At 76.0% G+C, this 15,003-nt stretch carries 13 protein-coding genes and 1 pseudogene; 6 read left to right on the top strand and 8 right to left on the bottom strand.

The genetic code is table 11. From position 1 onward, the window contains the following. A pseudogene (locus ACWENR_RS16535) lies at positions 1–903 on the top strand (family 43 glycosylhydrolase); the annotation flags it as partial. Here ACWENR_RS16535 and ACWENR_RS16530 read toward each other — a convergent pair. The 3 genes from ACWENR_RS16530 to ACWENR_RS16520 form a co-directional block, all read right to left on the bottom strand. Continuing rightward, positions 860–1,396 carry a 2'-5' RNA ligase family protein gene (locus ACWENR_RS16530; protein WP_452277845.1) on the bottom strand — a complete coding sequence of 179 codons (537 nt, stop codon included), beginning with the start codon at positions 1,394–1,396 and terminating at the stop codon, positions 860–862. The pseudogene ACWENR_RS16535 and the gene ACWENR_RS16530 overlap by 44 nt on opposite strands. A gap of 129 nt (positions 1,397–1,525) precedes the next feature. Continuing rightward, complete coding sequence (locus ACWENR_RS16525) at positions 1,526–2,131, bottom strand: response regulator (protein WP_452277844.1); 606 nt, start codon at positions 2,129–2,131, stop codon at positions 1,526–1,528. Continuing rightward, entirely contained in the window at positions 2,128–3,285 is a 1,158-nt protein-coding gene (locus tag ACWENR_RS16520; protein WP_452277843.1) for a sensor histidine kinase, read from the bottom strand. Before ACWENR_RS16520 ends, ACWENR_RS16525 begins: the two co-directional genes overlap by 4 nt. Positions 3,286–3,417: 132 nt before the next feature. On the opposite strand from ACWENR_RS16520, the gene ACWENR_RS16515 reads away from it, so the two are divergent. Beyond that, positions 3,418–4,293, top strand: a complete 876-nt coding sequence (locus ACWENR_RS16515) for a hypothetical protein (RefSeq protein WP_452277842.1) — start codon at positions 3,418–3,420, stop codon at positions 4,291–4,293. 103 nt (positions 4,294–4,396) lie between these two features. Beyond that, on the top strand, positions 4,397–6,190 hold the full coding sequence (locus ACWENR_RS16510) for a DEAD/DEAH box helicase (RefSeq protein ID WP_452277841.1): 1,794 nt from the start codon (positions 4,397–4,399) through the stop codon (positions 6,188–6,190). 186 nt (positions 6,191–6,376) lie between these two features. Here ACWENR_RS16510 and lon read toward each other — a convergent pair whose 3' ends face one another. From lon to ACWENR_RS16485, 5 genes are all read right to left on the bottom strand, one after another. Then, a complete protein-coding gene (gene lon / locus ACWENR_RS16505; protein ID WP_452277840.1) occupies positions 6,377–8,713 on the bottom strand; it encodes an endopeptidase La in 2,337 nt (778 codons plus the stop codon). A 38-nt stretch (positions 8,714–8,751) separates the two neighbouring features. Next, a complete protein-coding gene (locus ACWENR_RS16500; protein WP_452277839.1) occupies positions 8,752–9,009 on the bottom strand; it encodes a hypothetical protein in 258 nt (85 codons plus the stop codon). A 21-nt stretch (positions 9,010–9,030) separates the two neighbouring features. Then, the gene (locus ACWENR_RS16495; RefSeq protein WP_452277838.1) at positions 9,031–10,245 is read right to left on the bottom strand and encodes a putative manganese transporter; all 1,215 of its coding nucleotides are present in this window, start codon (positions 10,243–10,245) and stop codon (positions 9,031–9,033) included. Between the two features lie 70 nt (positions 10,246–10,315). Continuing rightward, positions 10,316–11,185 carry a manganese catalase family protein gene (locus ACWENR_RS16490; protein WP_452277837.1) on the bottom strand — a complete coding sequence of 290 codons (870 nt, stop codon included), beginning with the start codon at positions 11,183–11,185 and terminating at the stop codon, positions 10,316–10,318. Positions 11,186–11,320: 135 nt separating this feature from the next. Next, a complete protein-coding gene (locus tag ACWENR_RS16485; protein ID WP_452277836.1) occupies positions 11,321–11,947 on the bottom strand; it encodes a sensor histidine kinase in 627 nt (208 codons plus the stop codon). A 209-nt stretch (positions 11,948–12,156) separates the two neighbouring features. Here ACWENR_RS16485 and ACWENR_RS16480 point away from each other — a divergent pair, with 209 nt between their 5' ends. From ACWENR_RS16480 to ACWENR_RS16470, 3 genes are all read left to right on the top strand, one after another. Then, complete coding sequence (locus ACWENR_RS16480; RefSeq protein WP_452277835.1) at positions 12,157–12,798, top strand: response regulator transcription factor; 642 nt, start codon at positions 12,157–12,159, stop codon at positions 12,796–12,798. Between the two features lie 145 nt (positions 12,799–12,943). Further along, positions 12,944–13,291 (top strand): histone-like nucleoid-structuring protein Lsr2, encoded by a 348-nt coding sequence (locus ACWENR_RS16475; RefSeq protein WP_452277834.1) that lies wholly within the window; start codon positions 12,944–12,946, stop codon positions 13,289–13,291. A 261-nt stretch (positions 13,292–13,552) separates the two neighbouring features. Then, complete coding sequence (locus ACWENR_RS16470) at positions 13,553–14,800, top strand: MDR family MFS transporter (RefSeq protein WP_452277833.1); 1,248 nt, start codon at positions 13,553–13,555, stop codon at positions 14,798–14,800. Positions 14,801–15,003 lie beyond the last annotated feature (203 nt).

The raw sequence follows: 15,003 nt of genomic DNA, 5'->3' as shown, positions 1-15,003 counted from the left end.
CGGCTGGTCGCCCGGGACGGCGCCCGCACCGCGAGCGCGCCGCTGCCCGCCGGCTTCGACGCGGCGGCCGGCCACAACCTCGCCGTCAAGGTACGCGGCCGCCAGCTCACGGCCGAGCTGAGCCCCGCGCGGCTCGGCGACCAGGTCGCGACGCTGTCGCTGCGGCTGGAGCGGCCGGTCGTCGGCCGGATCGCGCTGACCGCCACCGGCGGCGACGCCGGCTTCGACAACGTCAGCGTCGCCCGCCTGCACCGGCCCGTGCGGCACGCCGCGCCCGAGCCGCGGGCCGGCGGCCTGCTGCCGGCATACTCCGACGAGTTCACCGACGGGCTGGACCCGGCGTGGCGGTGGGTCCGGCCGGACGCCGCGGCCACCGTCGCCGGCGGGGCGCTGCGCTGGCCGGTGCAGGGCGCCGACCTGACCGGCACCGGCAACACCGCCGGCGTGCTGCTGCGCGACGCGCCGACCGGCGACTACGTGGTCGAGACGAAGGTGACCCTCGACCTCGGCGAGGAGACCGTACGCAACTACCAGCAGGCCGGCCTGGTCGCCTACGTCGACGACGACCGCTTCGCCCGGCTGGCCCAGGTCGCCATCTGGAACACCCGGCAGGTCGAGTACGGCTACGAGCTGCCCTTCGCCGGCCAGCCGGTCTACGGCGGCAACATCGTCGGCACCCCGACGACGACCACCTGGCTGCGACTGGCCCACCGGGTCGACCCGGCCACCGGCGAGCACGAGTTCCGGGCCGGCTCCAGCCGGGACGGGCGGAACTGGACGTGGGGCGGGGTGTGGACCTTCCCGGCCGACACCACCCCGCGCATCGGGCTGGTCGCGCACGGCGGCGCCGAGCCGGCGCTCACCGCACGGTTCGACTACCTGCGCTTCCACCGAGCGGGGTGATCGTCCGGCTCTGCCCGTCGTAGCTGCGCCCGGCCACGAACGCGCCGGTCGGGCGGTCGACGCCGGCCACCGCCCGGGCGAGCCTGCGGTCGGCGTCGCGGAAGCGCAGCGCCAGGCTCAGGTGCGGCAGCCAACGGCCCGGCGCGTGCCACGGGTTCTGCCCCGTCGCGCCGGCGAGCGCGTCCCAGACGGCCGCGTGCAGTGCCGTCAGCTCCGGCGACGGGCGGACCAGCCACACCAGCGGCGCGCTGCCGTCGAGGACAGCGATCCGGTCCAGCCGTACCGGCAGCGGCACCGCCGCGTCGACCAGGGCGGCCAGCCGCTCCCGCCCGCCGGGCGGGAACTCGTCCACCGAGGCGAGGGTCAGGTGCGGCCGGTTCGTCGGGTGGACGTTGCGGGCCAGGCTGGGCAGGCCCGCCTCGGCCAGCCGCGTCCACGCCCCGCGCACCGCCGCCTCCAGCCCGGGCGAGCAGAGCAGTTCGACCGTACGCACGCCGCCAGGCTATCGGCCCGACCCCGCCTGCCGGCCGCGCCCACCCCAGCCGTCGTCCGGCCCGCCTCGTCGTCGTCCGGCCGGTTCCCGCCCGGCCGCCGAGCCTGGGCCGGGACGCCGGACGGCCCGTCAGAGCCAGCCGTTGTCCCGGGCGGTCCGGGCCGCCTCGGCCCGGCTGGCCGCGCCCAGCTTCTGCACCGCCGCGGCGAGATAGTTGCGGACCGTGCCGCTGGACAGGTGGGCCCGGCGGGCGATCAGGGCGACCGGGGCGCCGTCCTCGGCCAGCCGCAGCGTGTCCAGTTCCCGGGGCGTCAGCGGGCACGGCGGGATGGTCAGCGCGTCGGCGGCCAGCGCCGGATCGACGTACCGGCCGCCGGAGTGCACCCGCCGGATCACGTCGGCGAGCGCCCCGCCGGGCGCGCCCTTCGGCAGGAAGCCCCGCGCGCCGGCGGCGAGCGCCCGGGCCAGGTGCGCGGGCCGCCCCTGGCCGGTGAGGATCACCACCGCGCAGGAGGGCAGCACCCGGGTCAGCTCGGCGGCGACCTGGAAGCCGTCCGGGCCCGGCATGCTCAGGTCCACCACGGCGACGTCGGGGCGGTGGGCCAGGCCGGCGGTCACCGCGGCGGCGCCGTCGGCCGCCTGCGCCACCACCGTCAGGTCGTCCTCCAGGTCGAGCAGGGCGGCGAGGGCGGCCCGGATCAGCTCCTCGTCGTCGGCGAGCAGGACGCGGATCATGAGGCCGTCGGCACGATCGCCTCGACGGTGAAGACCCCGTCCTCCCGGTGGGTGCGCAGCTCCCCGCCGACGGTGGCCAGCCGCTCGGCCAGCCCGCGCAGCCCGTGGCTGTGCCGGTCGGGCGCGGTGGCCGCGCCCGCGCCGTCGTTGGTCACCGTCATCCGCGCCACGTCCGCCTCCTGGTCGATCTCGATCCGGCACCAGCCGGCCCGGCTGTGCCGCAGCACGTTCGTGCCGGCCTCGCGGAGCACCGCCGCGAGCTGGGCGGCCGCCTCCGCCGGCAGCTCGCCGGCGGGCGACACCACCGTGCACCGCACCCCGGAGGAGCGCAGCACCTGCCCGACGGCGGCGGCCTGCTCGGCCAGGTCGACGCGGCGGTAGCCGTGCACCGTACGACGCAGCTCGGCCAGGGCGGTGGCGGCCAGCCGCTGCGCCTCGGCCGCCTCCCGGCCCGCCCGCTCGGCGTCGGTCGGCGCGAGCCGCGCGGCGAGTTCCGCCTTCAGGGCGATGACGGTGAGGTGGTGTCCGAGCAGGTCGTGCACGTCACCGGCGAAGCGCAGCCGCTCCTGCGCCGCGGCGAGCCGGGCCTGGGCGAGCTGCCCCCGGCCGGCCTGGACCAGCATGTCCCAGAACCACACCTGGAACCCGTTGACGGCGGCCAGCCCGAGGCCGACGCCCCCGCTGACCACCACGGACCGGGCGACCGGCGTGCCGGTCGTCGCCGCGACCACCGCGGCGACCGCGACCACGGCGGCCGCCACCGGTGGCACCGCCCGGAACCGGGCGACCAGCGGCACCGCGCCGACGAGCGACGCGCCCAGCCAGGCCCAGGTGGGCCACGCGCCGACCGCGACCGGCGCCACCAGCGGCACGCTCAGCACCGCCACCACGGCGAACGCCACCCGGCACCGGCGGCGGGCCCGGTCGCTCACGTCCGGCGTGACCGCCGCCCAGACGGCGGCGGCCAGCACCACGGCGACGGCGACGAGCCCCACCGCGCCGAGCGCCACCCGCGGGGCGGCCGGCTCGCGGGCCAGCCCGATCGCCGGCAGGGCCAGGGCGGAGGCCACCCCGACCGCGAGCGAGACCAGCGCGCCGGCCCGCGCCCGACGCAGCCGCCGGTCCGCACCGGTCACCGTCGGGTCGAACGCCACGGTCCGAATGGTAGGGCCCTGGACCGACGCCGCCGTACCGCCGAACGCACGGACCGGCCGGGCGTTCCGCACGGTCGACCGGTGACACGGCGCGGGTGCCGCCCGCGCCGACCCGGCCGCAGGCTCGACGGCATGACGCAGACGATGACGAACACCAGCGCAGGGGCGCCGCACGCCGGTCACGCCCGTCCCGACCGGCCGCGCGCCGCACTGGTGCGGCACCTGCTGGAGATGGTCCTGGCGATGATCGCCGGAATGCTGCTGCTCGGGCCGCTGCGGGCGAGCGCGGGCGCCGCGCTGGGCCTCTCCCCCGTGCTCGACCGGGCCGACGTCGGGGCGCTGCTGATGGCGACGGAGATGAGCGTCGGCATGGCGGTGTGGATGCGGTACCGGCGGCACTCCTGGCCCGCCGTCGGCGAGATGACGGCGGCGATGTACCTGCCGATCCTGCTGCTGCTCGTACCCTTCGGGGCCGGGCTGATCGGCGCGGACGCCCTGCTCGTCGGCGGGCACCTGCTGATGCTGCCGGCGATGGTGCTCGCGGCGCTGCGCCGGCGCGACGAGTACGCCCGGCACCCGGCCGACGCCCCCGCCGTGCCGCGTCACCGGCTGGTCGCGGCGCTGGCGCGGCGCTGGCCGACCGGGCTCGCGCTGCTGATGACGCTGGACATGCTCCTCTCCCCGGCGGTTCTCCCCGCGCCGATCCTGCTGGTGCTGCCGGTGGCGTACCTGGTCATCGGCGCGGTACGCGGGCAGTTGGGCGGGCGTCGGATGCTCGCCCTCCAGCTGGCCGGGCTGGTCGCCTGGTCGGCGCTGGTCCTGGCCGCCCTGACGGTCGACGGTGAGCTGGCCGGCTGGCTGGTGGCCGCCGGCTGGCTCGGCCACGCGGCCTGGGACGTGGCGCACCACCGCGCGAACCGGGTCGTCCCGCGCGGCTACGCGGAGCTGTGCGCGGTCTTCGACACGGGCGTCGCGCTCGCCGTCGTGCTGGCCCTGCTGGCCCGATGACCTCCGCCCGGAGGGGTCGCCGGCACGGGGCGGCGACCCCTCCGGGCGGGCTGTTGTGCCGGTCGGCGAAATCGCCGGCCGGCGGTGATGAAAAGCTTGCCGTATGAGTTCCGCACCCGTACGGCACGACCCACCGACCGACCCCTCCCCGGACGCCCCCGACGAGGCGACCGCCTTCGCGGACCTCGGGCTGCGCGCCGAGCTGCTGGGCGCGCTGTCCGCCCTCGGCTACGAGGAGCCCACGCCGATCCAGCGGGAGGCGATCCCGCCCCTGCTGGCCGGCCGGGATTTGCTCGGCCAGGCGGCGACCGGCACGGGCAAGACGGCCGCCTTCGCCCTGCCGCTGTTGCAGCGGATGCCCGACGACCGGCCCGGCGACCCGGTGGCGCTGGTGCTGGTGCCGACCCGTGAGCTCGCGGTGCAGGTGTCGGAGGCGTTCCACCGCTACGGCAAGGACCTCGGCGCGCGGGTGCTGCCGATCTACGGCGGGCAGCCGATCGGCCGGCAGCTGCGCGCGCTGGACGCGGGCGTGGACGTCGTGGTGGCCACGCCGGGCCGCGCGCTGGACCACATCGCCCGGGGGACGCTGAACCTGGGCTCGCTGGCCACGGTGGTGCTGGACGAGGCCGACGAGATGCTCGACATGGGTTTCGCCGAGGACATCGAGGCGATCCTGGAGCACACGCCGGAGCAGCGGCAGACGGTGCTGTTCTCGGCGACGATGCCGGCGCGCATCGACGGGCTGGCGCGCAAGCACCTGACCGACCCGGTGCGCATCCTCATCGCCCGTGAGCAGCCGGTGGCCGGCGAGGCGCCCCGGGTGCGGCAGAGCGCGTACATCGTCGCCCGGGGGCACAAGCCGGCGGCGCTGGGCCGGGTGCTGGACGTCGAGTCGCCCACCGCGGCGATCGTCTTCTGCCGCAGCCGGGAGGAGGTCGACCGGCTCACCGAGACCATGAACGGCCGGGGCTACCGGGCCGAGGCGCTGCACGGCGGGATGAGCCAGGAGCAGCGCGACCGGGTGATGGGCCGGCTGCGCACGGGCACCGCCGACCTGCTGGTGGCCACCGACGTGGCCGCCCGTGGGCTGGACGTCGAGCAGCTCACCCACGTGGTCAACTACGACGTCCCGTCGGCCCCCGAGTCGTACGTGCACCGCATCGGCCGGGTGGGTCGGGCCGGGCGGGAGGGCGTGGCGATCACCCTCGCGGAGCCGCGCGAGCACCGGATGCTCAAGACCATCGAGCGGGTCACCGGGCAGCGGATCACCATCGACAAGATCCCGACGGTGGCGGACATGCGCACCCGGCGGCTGGAGCTGACCCAGGGCGCGCTGCGGGAGAGCCTGCTGGAGGACGACCTCGACCCGTACCGGGCGATCGTCGAGTCGCTGACCGACGAGTTCGACCTGGTGGAGGTGGCGCTCGCAGCGGTGAAGCTGGCGCACGAGGCGACCTCGCCGGGCTCCGACGACGAGGAGGAGATCCCGCAGGTCCCGGTCCGGGGCCCGCGCGAGGGCCGGCCGGAGAGCGGCGGCCGGGGCGAGCGGCGCGGCGGCGCCCGCCCGCGTACCGGCGGCACCACCCAGGTCTTCATCGGGCTGGGCCGGCGGGCCGGGGTGCGCCCGCAGGACCTGGTGGGCGCGATCACCGGCGAGACCGGCGTCAGCGGCCGGGACATCGGGTCGATCGAGATCGCCGACCGGTTCTCGCTGGTGGAGGTGCCCCACTCCGTTGCCGACGAGGTGATCGCGGGGCTGCGCGGCAGCACCATCAAGGGCCGCAAGGCGACCGTACGCCGGGATCGTGACGGCGACGGGGGCGGCGAGCGCCGCTTCGACGGGGCCGACCGGCGCGAGCGCCGCGACCGCGACTTCGACCGCCGCGACCGCCGCTGAGCCGGCGCGGAACGGACGAGGCGGCGCGGCGCGGCGGGTGGACCCGGCGCGCCCTTCCGAGCTGACGTCGCGAACGACTCAGCTCGACTGGGTCCGCGCGGGCCACTCTGCCCCCTCGCCGAGGCCGGGCACCCGCGAGGCGGGGCCCCTGCGACGCGGATGGCGTCGGCAGGGGCCCCTTCCGTCTCAGGCCGCGGCGAGCGCCGGGCCGTCCAGCGGCTGGGTGTCGACGTCGGCCGGGCGCAGCGCCAGGGCGAGCACGTCGGCGACGTCGGCGAGGGTGTGCACGGTCAGCGCGTCGCGGACCTCGGCGGGCAGGTCGTCGAGGTCCGGCTCGTTGCGGGCCGGGATGATCACCTCGGTCAGGCCGGCCCGGTGGGCGGCGAGCAGCTTCTGCTTGACCCCGCCGATGGGCAGCACCCGGCCCGAGAGGGTCACCTCGCCGGTCATCCCGAACTCGGGGCGCACCGGCCGGCCGCTGGCCAGCGAGGCGAGGGCGGTGACCATGGTGATGCCGGCGCTGGGGCCGTCCTTGGGCACCGCGCCCGCCGGCACGTGCAGGTGGATCCGCCGCCCGGCGAGGGCGTTGGGGTCCAGCCCGAGCCGGCGCCCGTTGGAGCGCAGGTACGACAGCGCGATGTGCGCCGACTCCTTCATCACGTCACCGAGCTGGCCGGTCAGCGTCAGCCCCGGCTCGCCCTCCATGCTGGTCGCCTCGATGAAGAGCACGTCGCCGCCGGCGCCGGTGACGGCCAGGCCGGTGGCGACGCCGGGCACGGCCGTACGCTCCGCCGACTCGGGGGTGAACTTCGGCCGCCCGAGGTAGGTGGCGAGGTTGCCGGTGTCGACGCCGACCGGCGCCGGGTCGGTGGCCAGGGCCACCGCGACCTTGCGCAGGATCTTCGCGAGCGCCCGTTCGAGCTGCCGCACGCCGGCCTCCCGGGTGTACTCGCCGGCGATCCGGGCGAGCGCGTCGTCGGCCACGGTCACCTCGTCGGCGGTCAGCCCGGCCCGCTCCCGCTGCCGGGGCAGCAGGTGGTCCCGGGCGATGGCGACCTTCTCCTCCTCGGTGTACCCGTCCAGGGTGACCAGTTCCATCCGGTCCAGCAGCGGGCCGGGGATCGCCTCCACCACGTTGGCGGTGGCCAGGAAGAGCACGTCGGACAGGTCGAGGTCGACCTCCAGGTAGTGGTCGCGGAAGGTGTGGTTCTGCGCCGGGTCGAGCACCTCCAGCAGGGCGGCGGCCGGGTCGCCGGAGTAGCCGGCGGCCAGCTTGTCGACCTCGTCGAGCAGCACGACCGGGTTCATCGAGCCGGCCTCGCGCAGGGCCCGCACGATGCGGCCGGGCAGCGCGCCGACGTAGGTGCGCCGGTGGCCGCGGATCTCGGCCTCGTCGCGGACGCCGCCGAGGGAGACCCGCACGAAGTTGCGGCCGAGCGCCCGGGCGACCGACTCACCGAGGCTGGTCTTGCCGACGCCGGGCGGGCCGGCGAGGGCGAGCACGGCGCCGGAGCCGCGGCCGCCGACGACGCCGAGGTTGCGCTCGGCGCGGCGGTTGCGCACGGCGAGGTACTCCAGGATGCGGTCCTTGACGTCGGCCAGGCCGGCGTGGTCGGCGTCGAGCACCGCGCGGGCCGCGGCCAGGTCGGTGTTGTCCTCGGTACGCGTGCTCCACGGCATCTCCAGCACCGTGTCGAGCCAGGTACGGATCCAGCCCGCCTCCGGCGAGGCGTCGCTGGCCCGCTCCAGCTTGCCGACCTCGCGCAGCGCCGCCTCGCGTACCTTCTCGGGCAGCTCGGCGGCCTCGACGCGGGCCCGGTAGTCGGCGGAGCCGTCCGGCTCGTCCTCGCCGAGTTCCTTGCGGATGGCGGCGAGCTGCTGGCGCAGCAGGAACTCCCGCTGGGACTTCTCCAGCCCCTCGCGGACGTCGGTGCTGATCTGCTCGGCGACCTCCTGCTCGGCCAGGTGGTCCCGCACCCAGCCGACGAGCAGCTCCAGCCGGGCGGTGACGTCCGGCGCGGCGAGCAGCTCGGTCTTCTGGGCGAGGCTGAGCCAGGAGACGTAGCCGGCCGAGTCGGCCAGCTCGGAGAGGTCGGTCATCCGCTCGATCGCGTCGATGACCTGCCAGGCGCCGCGCTGCTGGAGCACGGACGTCATGAGGGCGCGGTACTCGCGGGCGAGTTCGCGGGCGCGGCCGGCGGGGGCGGGTTCGTCGAGTTCGGTCGCCTCGACCCAGAGGGCGGCGCCCGGGCCGGGCACGCCGGAGCCGATCCGGGCCCGGGACAGGCCGCGGACGACGGCGGCCGGTTCGCCGCTGGGCAGCCGGCCGACCTTCTCGATGGTGGCGACCGCGCCGACGGGGCCGTACTCGCCGTCGAGGCGGGGCACGGCGAGCAGCTTGCCCTCGCCGGTGGCGCGGGCCGCGTCGACGGCGGCCTGGGTGGTCGGGTCGAGGGTCACCGGGATGACCATGCCGGGCAGCAGCACGGCGTCGGTCAGGGGAAGTACCGGAAGAGTAGCCATCGAACACCTGCTATCGCGTTGAGTTGAGCGTGTCCAACTCAAGTAACAAAACGTTCCCCTTGTTCCGTGGTGTGACCCAGACCACTGTCTCGTGCCGGGGCGCGCGACGGGAACAGCAGGTCACGCACCAGGGCGCCGCCGCCGGCGACCGCCACGGCGAGCGGGATCGCCAGGCTGGTCAGCGCCAGCGCGGCGACCGTCCAGCCGGGCAGCCCGGCGGCCGCCGCGACGCCGGTGAGCACCACGAAGGCGGCGAGCTTGCGCCGGACGCGGGGCAACGGGACGGCCACGGACATGGTGTTCTCCCTCCGGTCGGGTCAGAGCAGGACGAGCAGGGCGGCACCGACGGCCGCCGCGGGGACGGTGGTGATGACGGTGGCCAGCGCCGCCGAGTGCCGGCGCAGCGCGGCGAGCGGGATCAGGGCGTCGCCGTCCTGGCTGATCGCGTTGGCGACCAGCGTGGGCAGCGGCAGCCCGCCGCTGACGTACAGGCCGGTGAAGACGATCTGCACGGCGCAGCCGGGGATGAGGCCGATCCCCGCGCCGACGAGCACGCCGACGAGGCCGGTGATCGCGAGCTGCGAGCCGTCGAACCCGGTCGTCGTGGTCACCACCTGCCAGCCCAGGTACGCCACGGCGACCCAGACGGTGACGAAGGACGCCTCGTGGGCGCTGTGCCGCAGCGTCTCCCGCAACGAACGGGGCTGCGCGGTCTCCAGGCTGTCGTCGGCCAGCTTCCCCCGCCCGCCGGCGAAGATCAGCGCGGCGGTGAGCGAGCCGAGCACCCCCAGCGCCAGGTAGGGATCGACGCCGCCGAGGGAGCGGGTCAGCGCGGCCGGGTCGACCAGCTGGAAGACCACCGGCACCGACACCGCGAACGCCGGGGTGGTCAGCCCCCAGAACGCCGTGGACGCGGGCACCCGGGGCAGCCCGCCGCCGAGCCGCCGCGCGCGGGCGAGGTCCGGCCCGCCGGCTGCGGCCAGCCCGGCCGAGGGTCCGGTCGGCACAGGCCCGGCCGGTACGGCGGCGACGGCGGTCGGCACGGGGACGGCGGCGGTCGGCACGGCGGGGGCGGTCGGCGCGGCGGGGACGGTCGACACGGCGGCGGTGGGCACGGCGGCGCGCCGGCCGGCCGCGCGGGCCGGGTCGATGCCGAGCGCGTCCACGACGTACCCGGTCACCAGCCCGACCGCGAAGAGCAGCGCGTGGATCTGGAGCGCGAACAGCGGGTTCCAGGCGAGCACGACCCAGGACGAGTCGCCCATGGTGGCGGCGAGGGCGGCGATCACGGTGCCGAAGGAGACCTTCCCCCGGGCGTAGAGCGGCATCAGGACGATGGCCCCGCCGCAGCCGGGGCTGACGCCCAGCAGCGCCCCGACCAGCGGGCCGAGCCGGGGCCGGTTGGTCAGCCCGTCGGTGACCCGGTCGCCGTAGCGCCAGCGCAGCCAGCCGAAGAGCGCCACCATGACGGCGACGTAGACACCCACCTGCATGAACGCGTCCGCGAGCGGGCGGAGCACGAGTTCGGTCACGGCACACCTCCTTCGGTACGGGCGTCGCCGGGGCCGTCCGCCGCGTGCGGACGCCCCCGGCGCGACGGCGTCAGGTGAGCTTGCTCTTGACCTTGTTGACGGCGCCCTTGGCGAGGCCCGGGTTGGTGCCGTAGAGGCGCGGGTCGCCGGGCGGCAGGACCGGCTCGGGCGCGTGGGCCCGGGGGCTGTGGTCGTAGCGGAACTCGCCCTTGCCGTCGGGCGCCGGCCCGGACGCCCAGCGCCCCTCCGACGCGTCGGTGCCCGGCGAGAAGTCCAGGTACGTGTAGCTGAACTTCTCGGTGAACTCCTTGGAGTCCGGGAACGCGTCGGGCACCGGCATCTCCTCGAGGCCGTCCTCCTTGAGCTGCTCGATCGCCGCCATCCACATGTTCTGGTGCATGGTGTCGCGGGCGAGCAGGAAGCGCAGCATGTTCTTGACCCCGGGGTCGTCGGTCATGTTGAACAGCCGGGCCACCTGGAGCCGGCCCTGCGCCTCGGCGGTGACGTTGAGCTGGAAGTCGGCCATCAGGTTGCCGCTGGCGGTGATGAAGTTGCCGTTCCACGGCACGCCGGCGCTGTCCACCGGCAGCGCCCCGCCGCCGCCGTGGATGAAGTGCGCCGGGTTCGAGCCGCCGTAGACCGCCCCGACCATCGGGTTGTCGTCGGCCGCCTCCTGCAGCGTCAGCGGGGCGTTCTCCAGCAGCCGGGTGATCATCGTGGCGATCATCTCGACGTGGCCCATCTCCTCGGTGCCGACGTCGAGGAAGAGGTCCTTGTACTTGCCGGGCAGTCGGCAGTTCCAGCCCTGGTAGAGGTACTGGTTGGCGACGGTCATCTCGCCCCACTTGCCGCCCAGGATCTCCTGGAGCCGCCGGGCGAACGCGGCGTCGGGGCCGTCGGGCTTGGCTTCGAACTGCAGGTCCTTGATGTGGCTGAACACCTGTCCTCCTCGGTGCGGTGTGGCTGTCGCCGAGGGGGTTCCCGGGACCGGCGGCCCCGCCGGGCCAACCGGTGGCCCGCCGGGGTCAACCTGTCGCCGTCGCCGGGGGCAGCAGTGCCAGGTGGCCCGCCGGGGTCAACCTGTCGCCGCCGCCGGGGGCAGCAGCGCCTCGAGGGCCACCCCGCGCGGCCGCAGCCGGTGCAGGCGCAGCCGCCCGCCGTCGGCGGCGAGGAGCTGCCGGACGATCCACAGCCCGAGGCCCGACATCCCGACGGCGGGGGCGGGGCGGCGCAGCGCCTCGACCAGGGCGGAGTCGACCCGCCCCTCGTCGGTGACGAGGATGCTCAGGCCGGCCGGGCCCAGCGCGGCCTGGATGCCGACCCGCCCCTCGGACGGGCCGTGGCGCAGCGCGTTCTCGACCAGGTTGGTCAGCACCTGCCGGGTCCGGCGCGCGGGCACCGGGCAGCCGCCGGCCCGCCGGGTCACCCGGATCCGTCGCCGGTGCCGGGGCACGAGTTCCGCCGCGCCGCGCAGGATCTCCGCCAGCGGCGCGGCCGGGTCGGCCGGCTCCCCCGCCGGCGTGAGGGCCCGGGTGCCGGCCGCCGCGACCCGCAACAGGCCCTCCAGGTGTACGGCCTGGTCGCGGGCGAGCGCGGCGACGGCCCGCAGGTCCTCGCCGGTCAGCGGGCACCCGTCGTCGGCGAGGGCCCGGGTGAGCGAGGCGAGGGTGGCGACGGGCGTACGGAACTCGTGGCACAGCACGCGCAGCAGCAGCCCCGGGTCGGCGTGGGCGAGCCCCGGGCCGGGTGGCGCGGCCGGCGCGAGCGGGGGTCCGCGGCGTCCTGGCCGGGCCCGGCGCGTCGGAGCCCTCGTAGCGGTCCCTGGAACCCGTGCCGTCCCCGCATCCGCCCGTCCCCCCCTCGTTCGGCGCGTCGCCGCATGATCGGTACCCGCTCGGGAAGGGACCAGACATGCCCGGTCCGCCCGTCGTCCGGTTGGCCCTCGTGGACGACCACCCGCTCTTCGTCCGCGGGCTCGAACTGCTGCTGCCGGCCTCGACCGGCGGGCGGGCGGAGGTGGTGGGGTCCACCGGCGACGCCTCGGCCGCCGCCTCGCTGGTCAGCCGGTGCCTGCCCGACCTGGCGCTGGTGGACCTGCACATGCCCGCGCCGGGCGGGATCCGGGCGGTGGCGGCGATCCGGCGGACCACGCCCCGGGTGCGGGTGGTGGCGATGTCGGGCGACGAGGATCCCGGCCCCGCCCTGCAGGCGTTGCGGGCGGGCGCCGAGGCGTACCTGCCGAAGACCGCCGAGCCGGAGGAACTGCTGCGCCCGCTGCTGGCCGTCCTCGACGGCTGGGCGGTGCTGCCGGCGGCGCTGCTGCGGGCGCTGCTGCGGCCCGGCCGCGCGAGCCCGGTCGATCTCGACCCGGAGGAGCAGCGCCTCCTGCGGGCGATCGCCGGCGGGCACAGCACCCTGGAGATCGCCGAGCGGATGCACGTGTCGGAGCGCACGGTGAAGCGGATGACGGCGGCGCTGCTGCGCAAGCTGCGGGTGTCCAGCCGGGCCGAGGCCGCGGCGCTGGCCGGCCACGCCGGTCTGGTGGACGGCTGAACGCCAGCGGCTTTGCCCGCCGTCCTCGCCGTTTCCGCGCGATAACGCGACCCGCCGAAATGAAAACGACGCGTATTGTTGCGCAATTGCCTCGGGATACGTCAAACTTTGACCACACCCCGCCCCACACAGGGAGTAATTGGCGATGGCGAGAAAAGTAATCACGGTTCTGACCGACGACCTCGACGGCGGAAAGGCCGACCGGACCGTCGAGTTCAGTCTGGACGGGGTGGCCTACACCATCGACGTCTCCGACGAGAACGCGGGCGTGCTGCGCAAGGCCCTGGACCCGTACATCGCCGCTGGCCGGCGGATCGGTCGCGGCACCGTCGACGCGGCCCGGGCACCACGTCGGGCGGGGGCGCCGGGCAGCTCGGGAATGGACCGCGAGCAGAACCGCGCCATCCGGGAATGGGCCGTCAAGAACGGCTACAAGATTTCCGAGCGCGGCCGCATCCCGGTCGAGGTCGTCGAGGCCTACAAGAACCGCTGACCCGGGCCACCGGGTTCACGCTCGCGTTCAGGCGGGGTCACGCTGCGGAATCGGCGGGGCCCCGCCGCCATTTCCGGCGACGCGCATTCGCCCGGCCCGCGTCCGGCAGCGGACGCATTTGCCGCCGGCCGACGCATTCGCCGACGGCCACCCAGGTGATCATCGCCACGATCGCGCCCGGCGACGGCCGTACCGTCGCACCCCCGGAGTGTAATGAGCGTCGGCCCTGTCGGGCATTACGCAAGCACTCGGGGGTGGCGGATGACGCGATGGTGGGGCCAGACGGCCGGCGGGTTGCCCCGCACGTTCTGGTATCTCTGGACGGCCACCCTGATCAATCGGCTGGGCAGCTTCGTCGCCATCTACCTCGGCGTCTACCTCGTCTCCGTGCGGGACTTCAGCCCCGCGTACGCCGGAGTGGTGATCGGGTTGCACGGGGTCGGCGGCGCGGCCGGGAACGTGCTCGGCGGAGTGGTCGCGGACCGGTGGGGGCGGCGGCCGGCGATGCTGGTCGGCAACGTGGCCGCCGCGGCGGCGGCCGTGTCGCTCGGCCTCAGCGGCCACCCGGCGGCGGTCGCGGCGCTGACCCTGCTGCTCGGGGTCTTCCTCGGCCTCGCCCGGCCGGCCTTCACCGCCACGATCATCGACGTGGTGGGCGAACGCGACCGGCTGCGGGCCATGACGCTGAACTACTGGGCGATCAACATCGGGTTCGCCGTCGCCGCCACCGTCGCCGGCCTGGTGGTCCGGGCCGACCCCCTGCTGCTGTTCGTGATCAACGCGGCGGTGCTGCTCGGCACCGCCGCGCTGATCGCCCTGAAGGTCCCCGAGTCACGCCCCGACCCGGTCGCCGTCGGGCAGCTCGGCCGCGCCGACTCCGGCGGGCTCGGCACCGTGCTGCGCGACCGGGTCTTCCTGACGTTCACCGCCCTCACCGGGCTGGCCTGGCTCTGCATCCAGGGCAGCGTGATGCTCCCGGTGGCGTTGCAGGCCGACGGTCTGCCGGCGTCGGCGTACGGGCCGATCATCGCGGTCAACGGGCTGTTGATCGTGCTGGGGCAGCTCTTCGTGCCGCGGCTGGTCGGCCGCTTCGACCGGTCCCGCACCATCGCGGTCGCCGCCGTGGTGATCGGCGCCGGCTTCGCGCTGACCGCGCTGGCCGACGCCGTCTGGTTCTACGCGCTCACCGTCGCCGTCTGGACGATCGGGGAAATGCTGATGACCCCGGCGAACTCGGCGCTGACGGCGGACCTGTCGCCGGCGGCGCAGCGCGGCCGCTACCAGGGGATCTACTCGCTGGGCTACGCCTTCGCCAGCTTCGCGGGGCCGACCCTCGGCGGCCTGGTGGCCGCCTGGTCCTCCACCGACGCCCTCTGGCTGGGTCTGTTCGGGCTGGCCCTGCTGGTGGCCGCCGGCAACCTCCTCGCCGCCCGGCCCCGCGCCCGCCGGATCGAAGCCCTGCGGGCCGGCGTGCCGCCGGCGGCGACCCGGGAGGCGGCGCTCGTCTGAGCCCGGCGCCCGGCAGGCGGCGATCGTCTGGGGCCCGGCGGCCGGAAGCGGCGCTCGGCTGAGCCCGTGGCCGGGAGGCGGCGCTCGGCTGAGCCCGGCGCCCGGGAGGCGTCTTCGAGCAGCCGGTGGCCGGGGCTGCGGCGCGGGTCGACGCTGGCCCAACGCCGACGGCCGGGGCCGCCCGGGAGAACCCGGCGGCCCCG

The organism is Micromonospora sp. NPDC004336 (assembly GCF_053602615.1).
The sequence above is the reverse complement of the archived record's forward strand: the minus strand, read 5'-3'. Positions and strand labels throughout refer to the sequence as shown.

Excerpts from the sequence above, each read along its gene's own strand:
- ACWENR_RS16470 (WP_452277833.1), top strand. The coding sequence starts at position 13,553 with ATGACGCGATGGTGGGGCCAGACGGCCGGCGGGTTGCCCCGCACGTTC.
- ACWENR_RS16480 (WP_452277835.1), top strand. The coding sequence starts at position 12,157 with ATGCCCGGTCCGCCCGTCGTCCGGTTGGCCCTCGTGGACGACCACCCG.
- ACWENR_RS16500 (WP_452277839.1), bottom strand. The coding sequence starts at position 9,009 with ATGTCCGTGGCCGTCCCGTTGCCCCGCGTCCGGCGCAAGCTCGCCGCC.
- ACWENR_RS16475 (WP_452277834.1), top strand. The coding sequence starts at position 12,944 with ATGGCGAGAAAAGTAATCACGGTTCTGACCGACGACCTCGACGGCGGA.
- lon (WP_452277840.1), bottom strand. The coding sequence starts at position 8,713 with ATGGCTACTCTTCCGGTACTTCCCCTGACCGACGCCGTGCTGCTGCCC.
- ACWENR_RS16525 (WP_452277844.1), bottom strand. The coding sequence starts at position 2,131 with ATGATCCGCGTCCTGCTCGCCGACGACGAGGAGCTGATCCGGGCCGCC.
- ACWENR_RS16510 (WP_452277841.1), top strand. The coding sequence starts at position 4,397 with ATGAGTTCCGCACCCGTACGGCACGACCCACCGACCGACCCCTCCCCG.
- ACWENR_RS16515 (WP_452277842.1), top strand. The coding sequence starts at position 3,418 with ATGACGCAGACGATGACGAACACCAGCGCAGGGGCGCCGCACGCCGGT.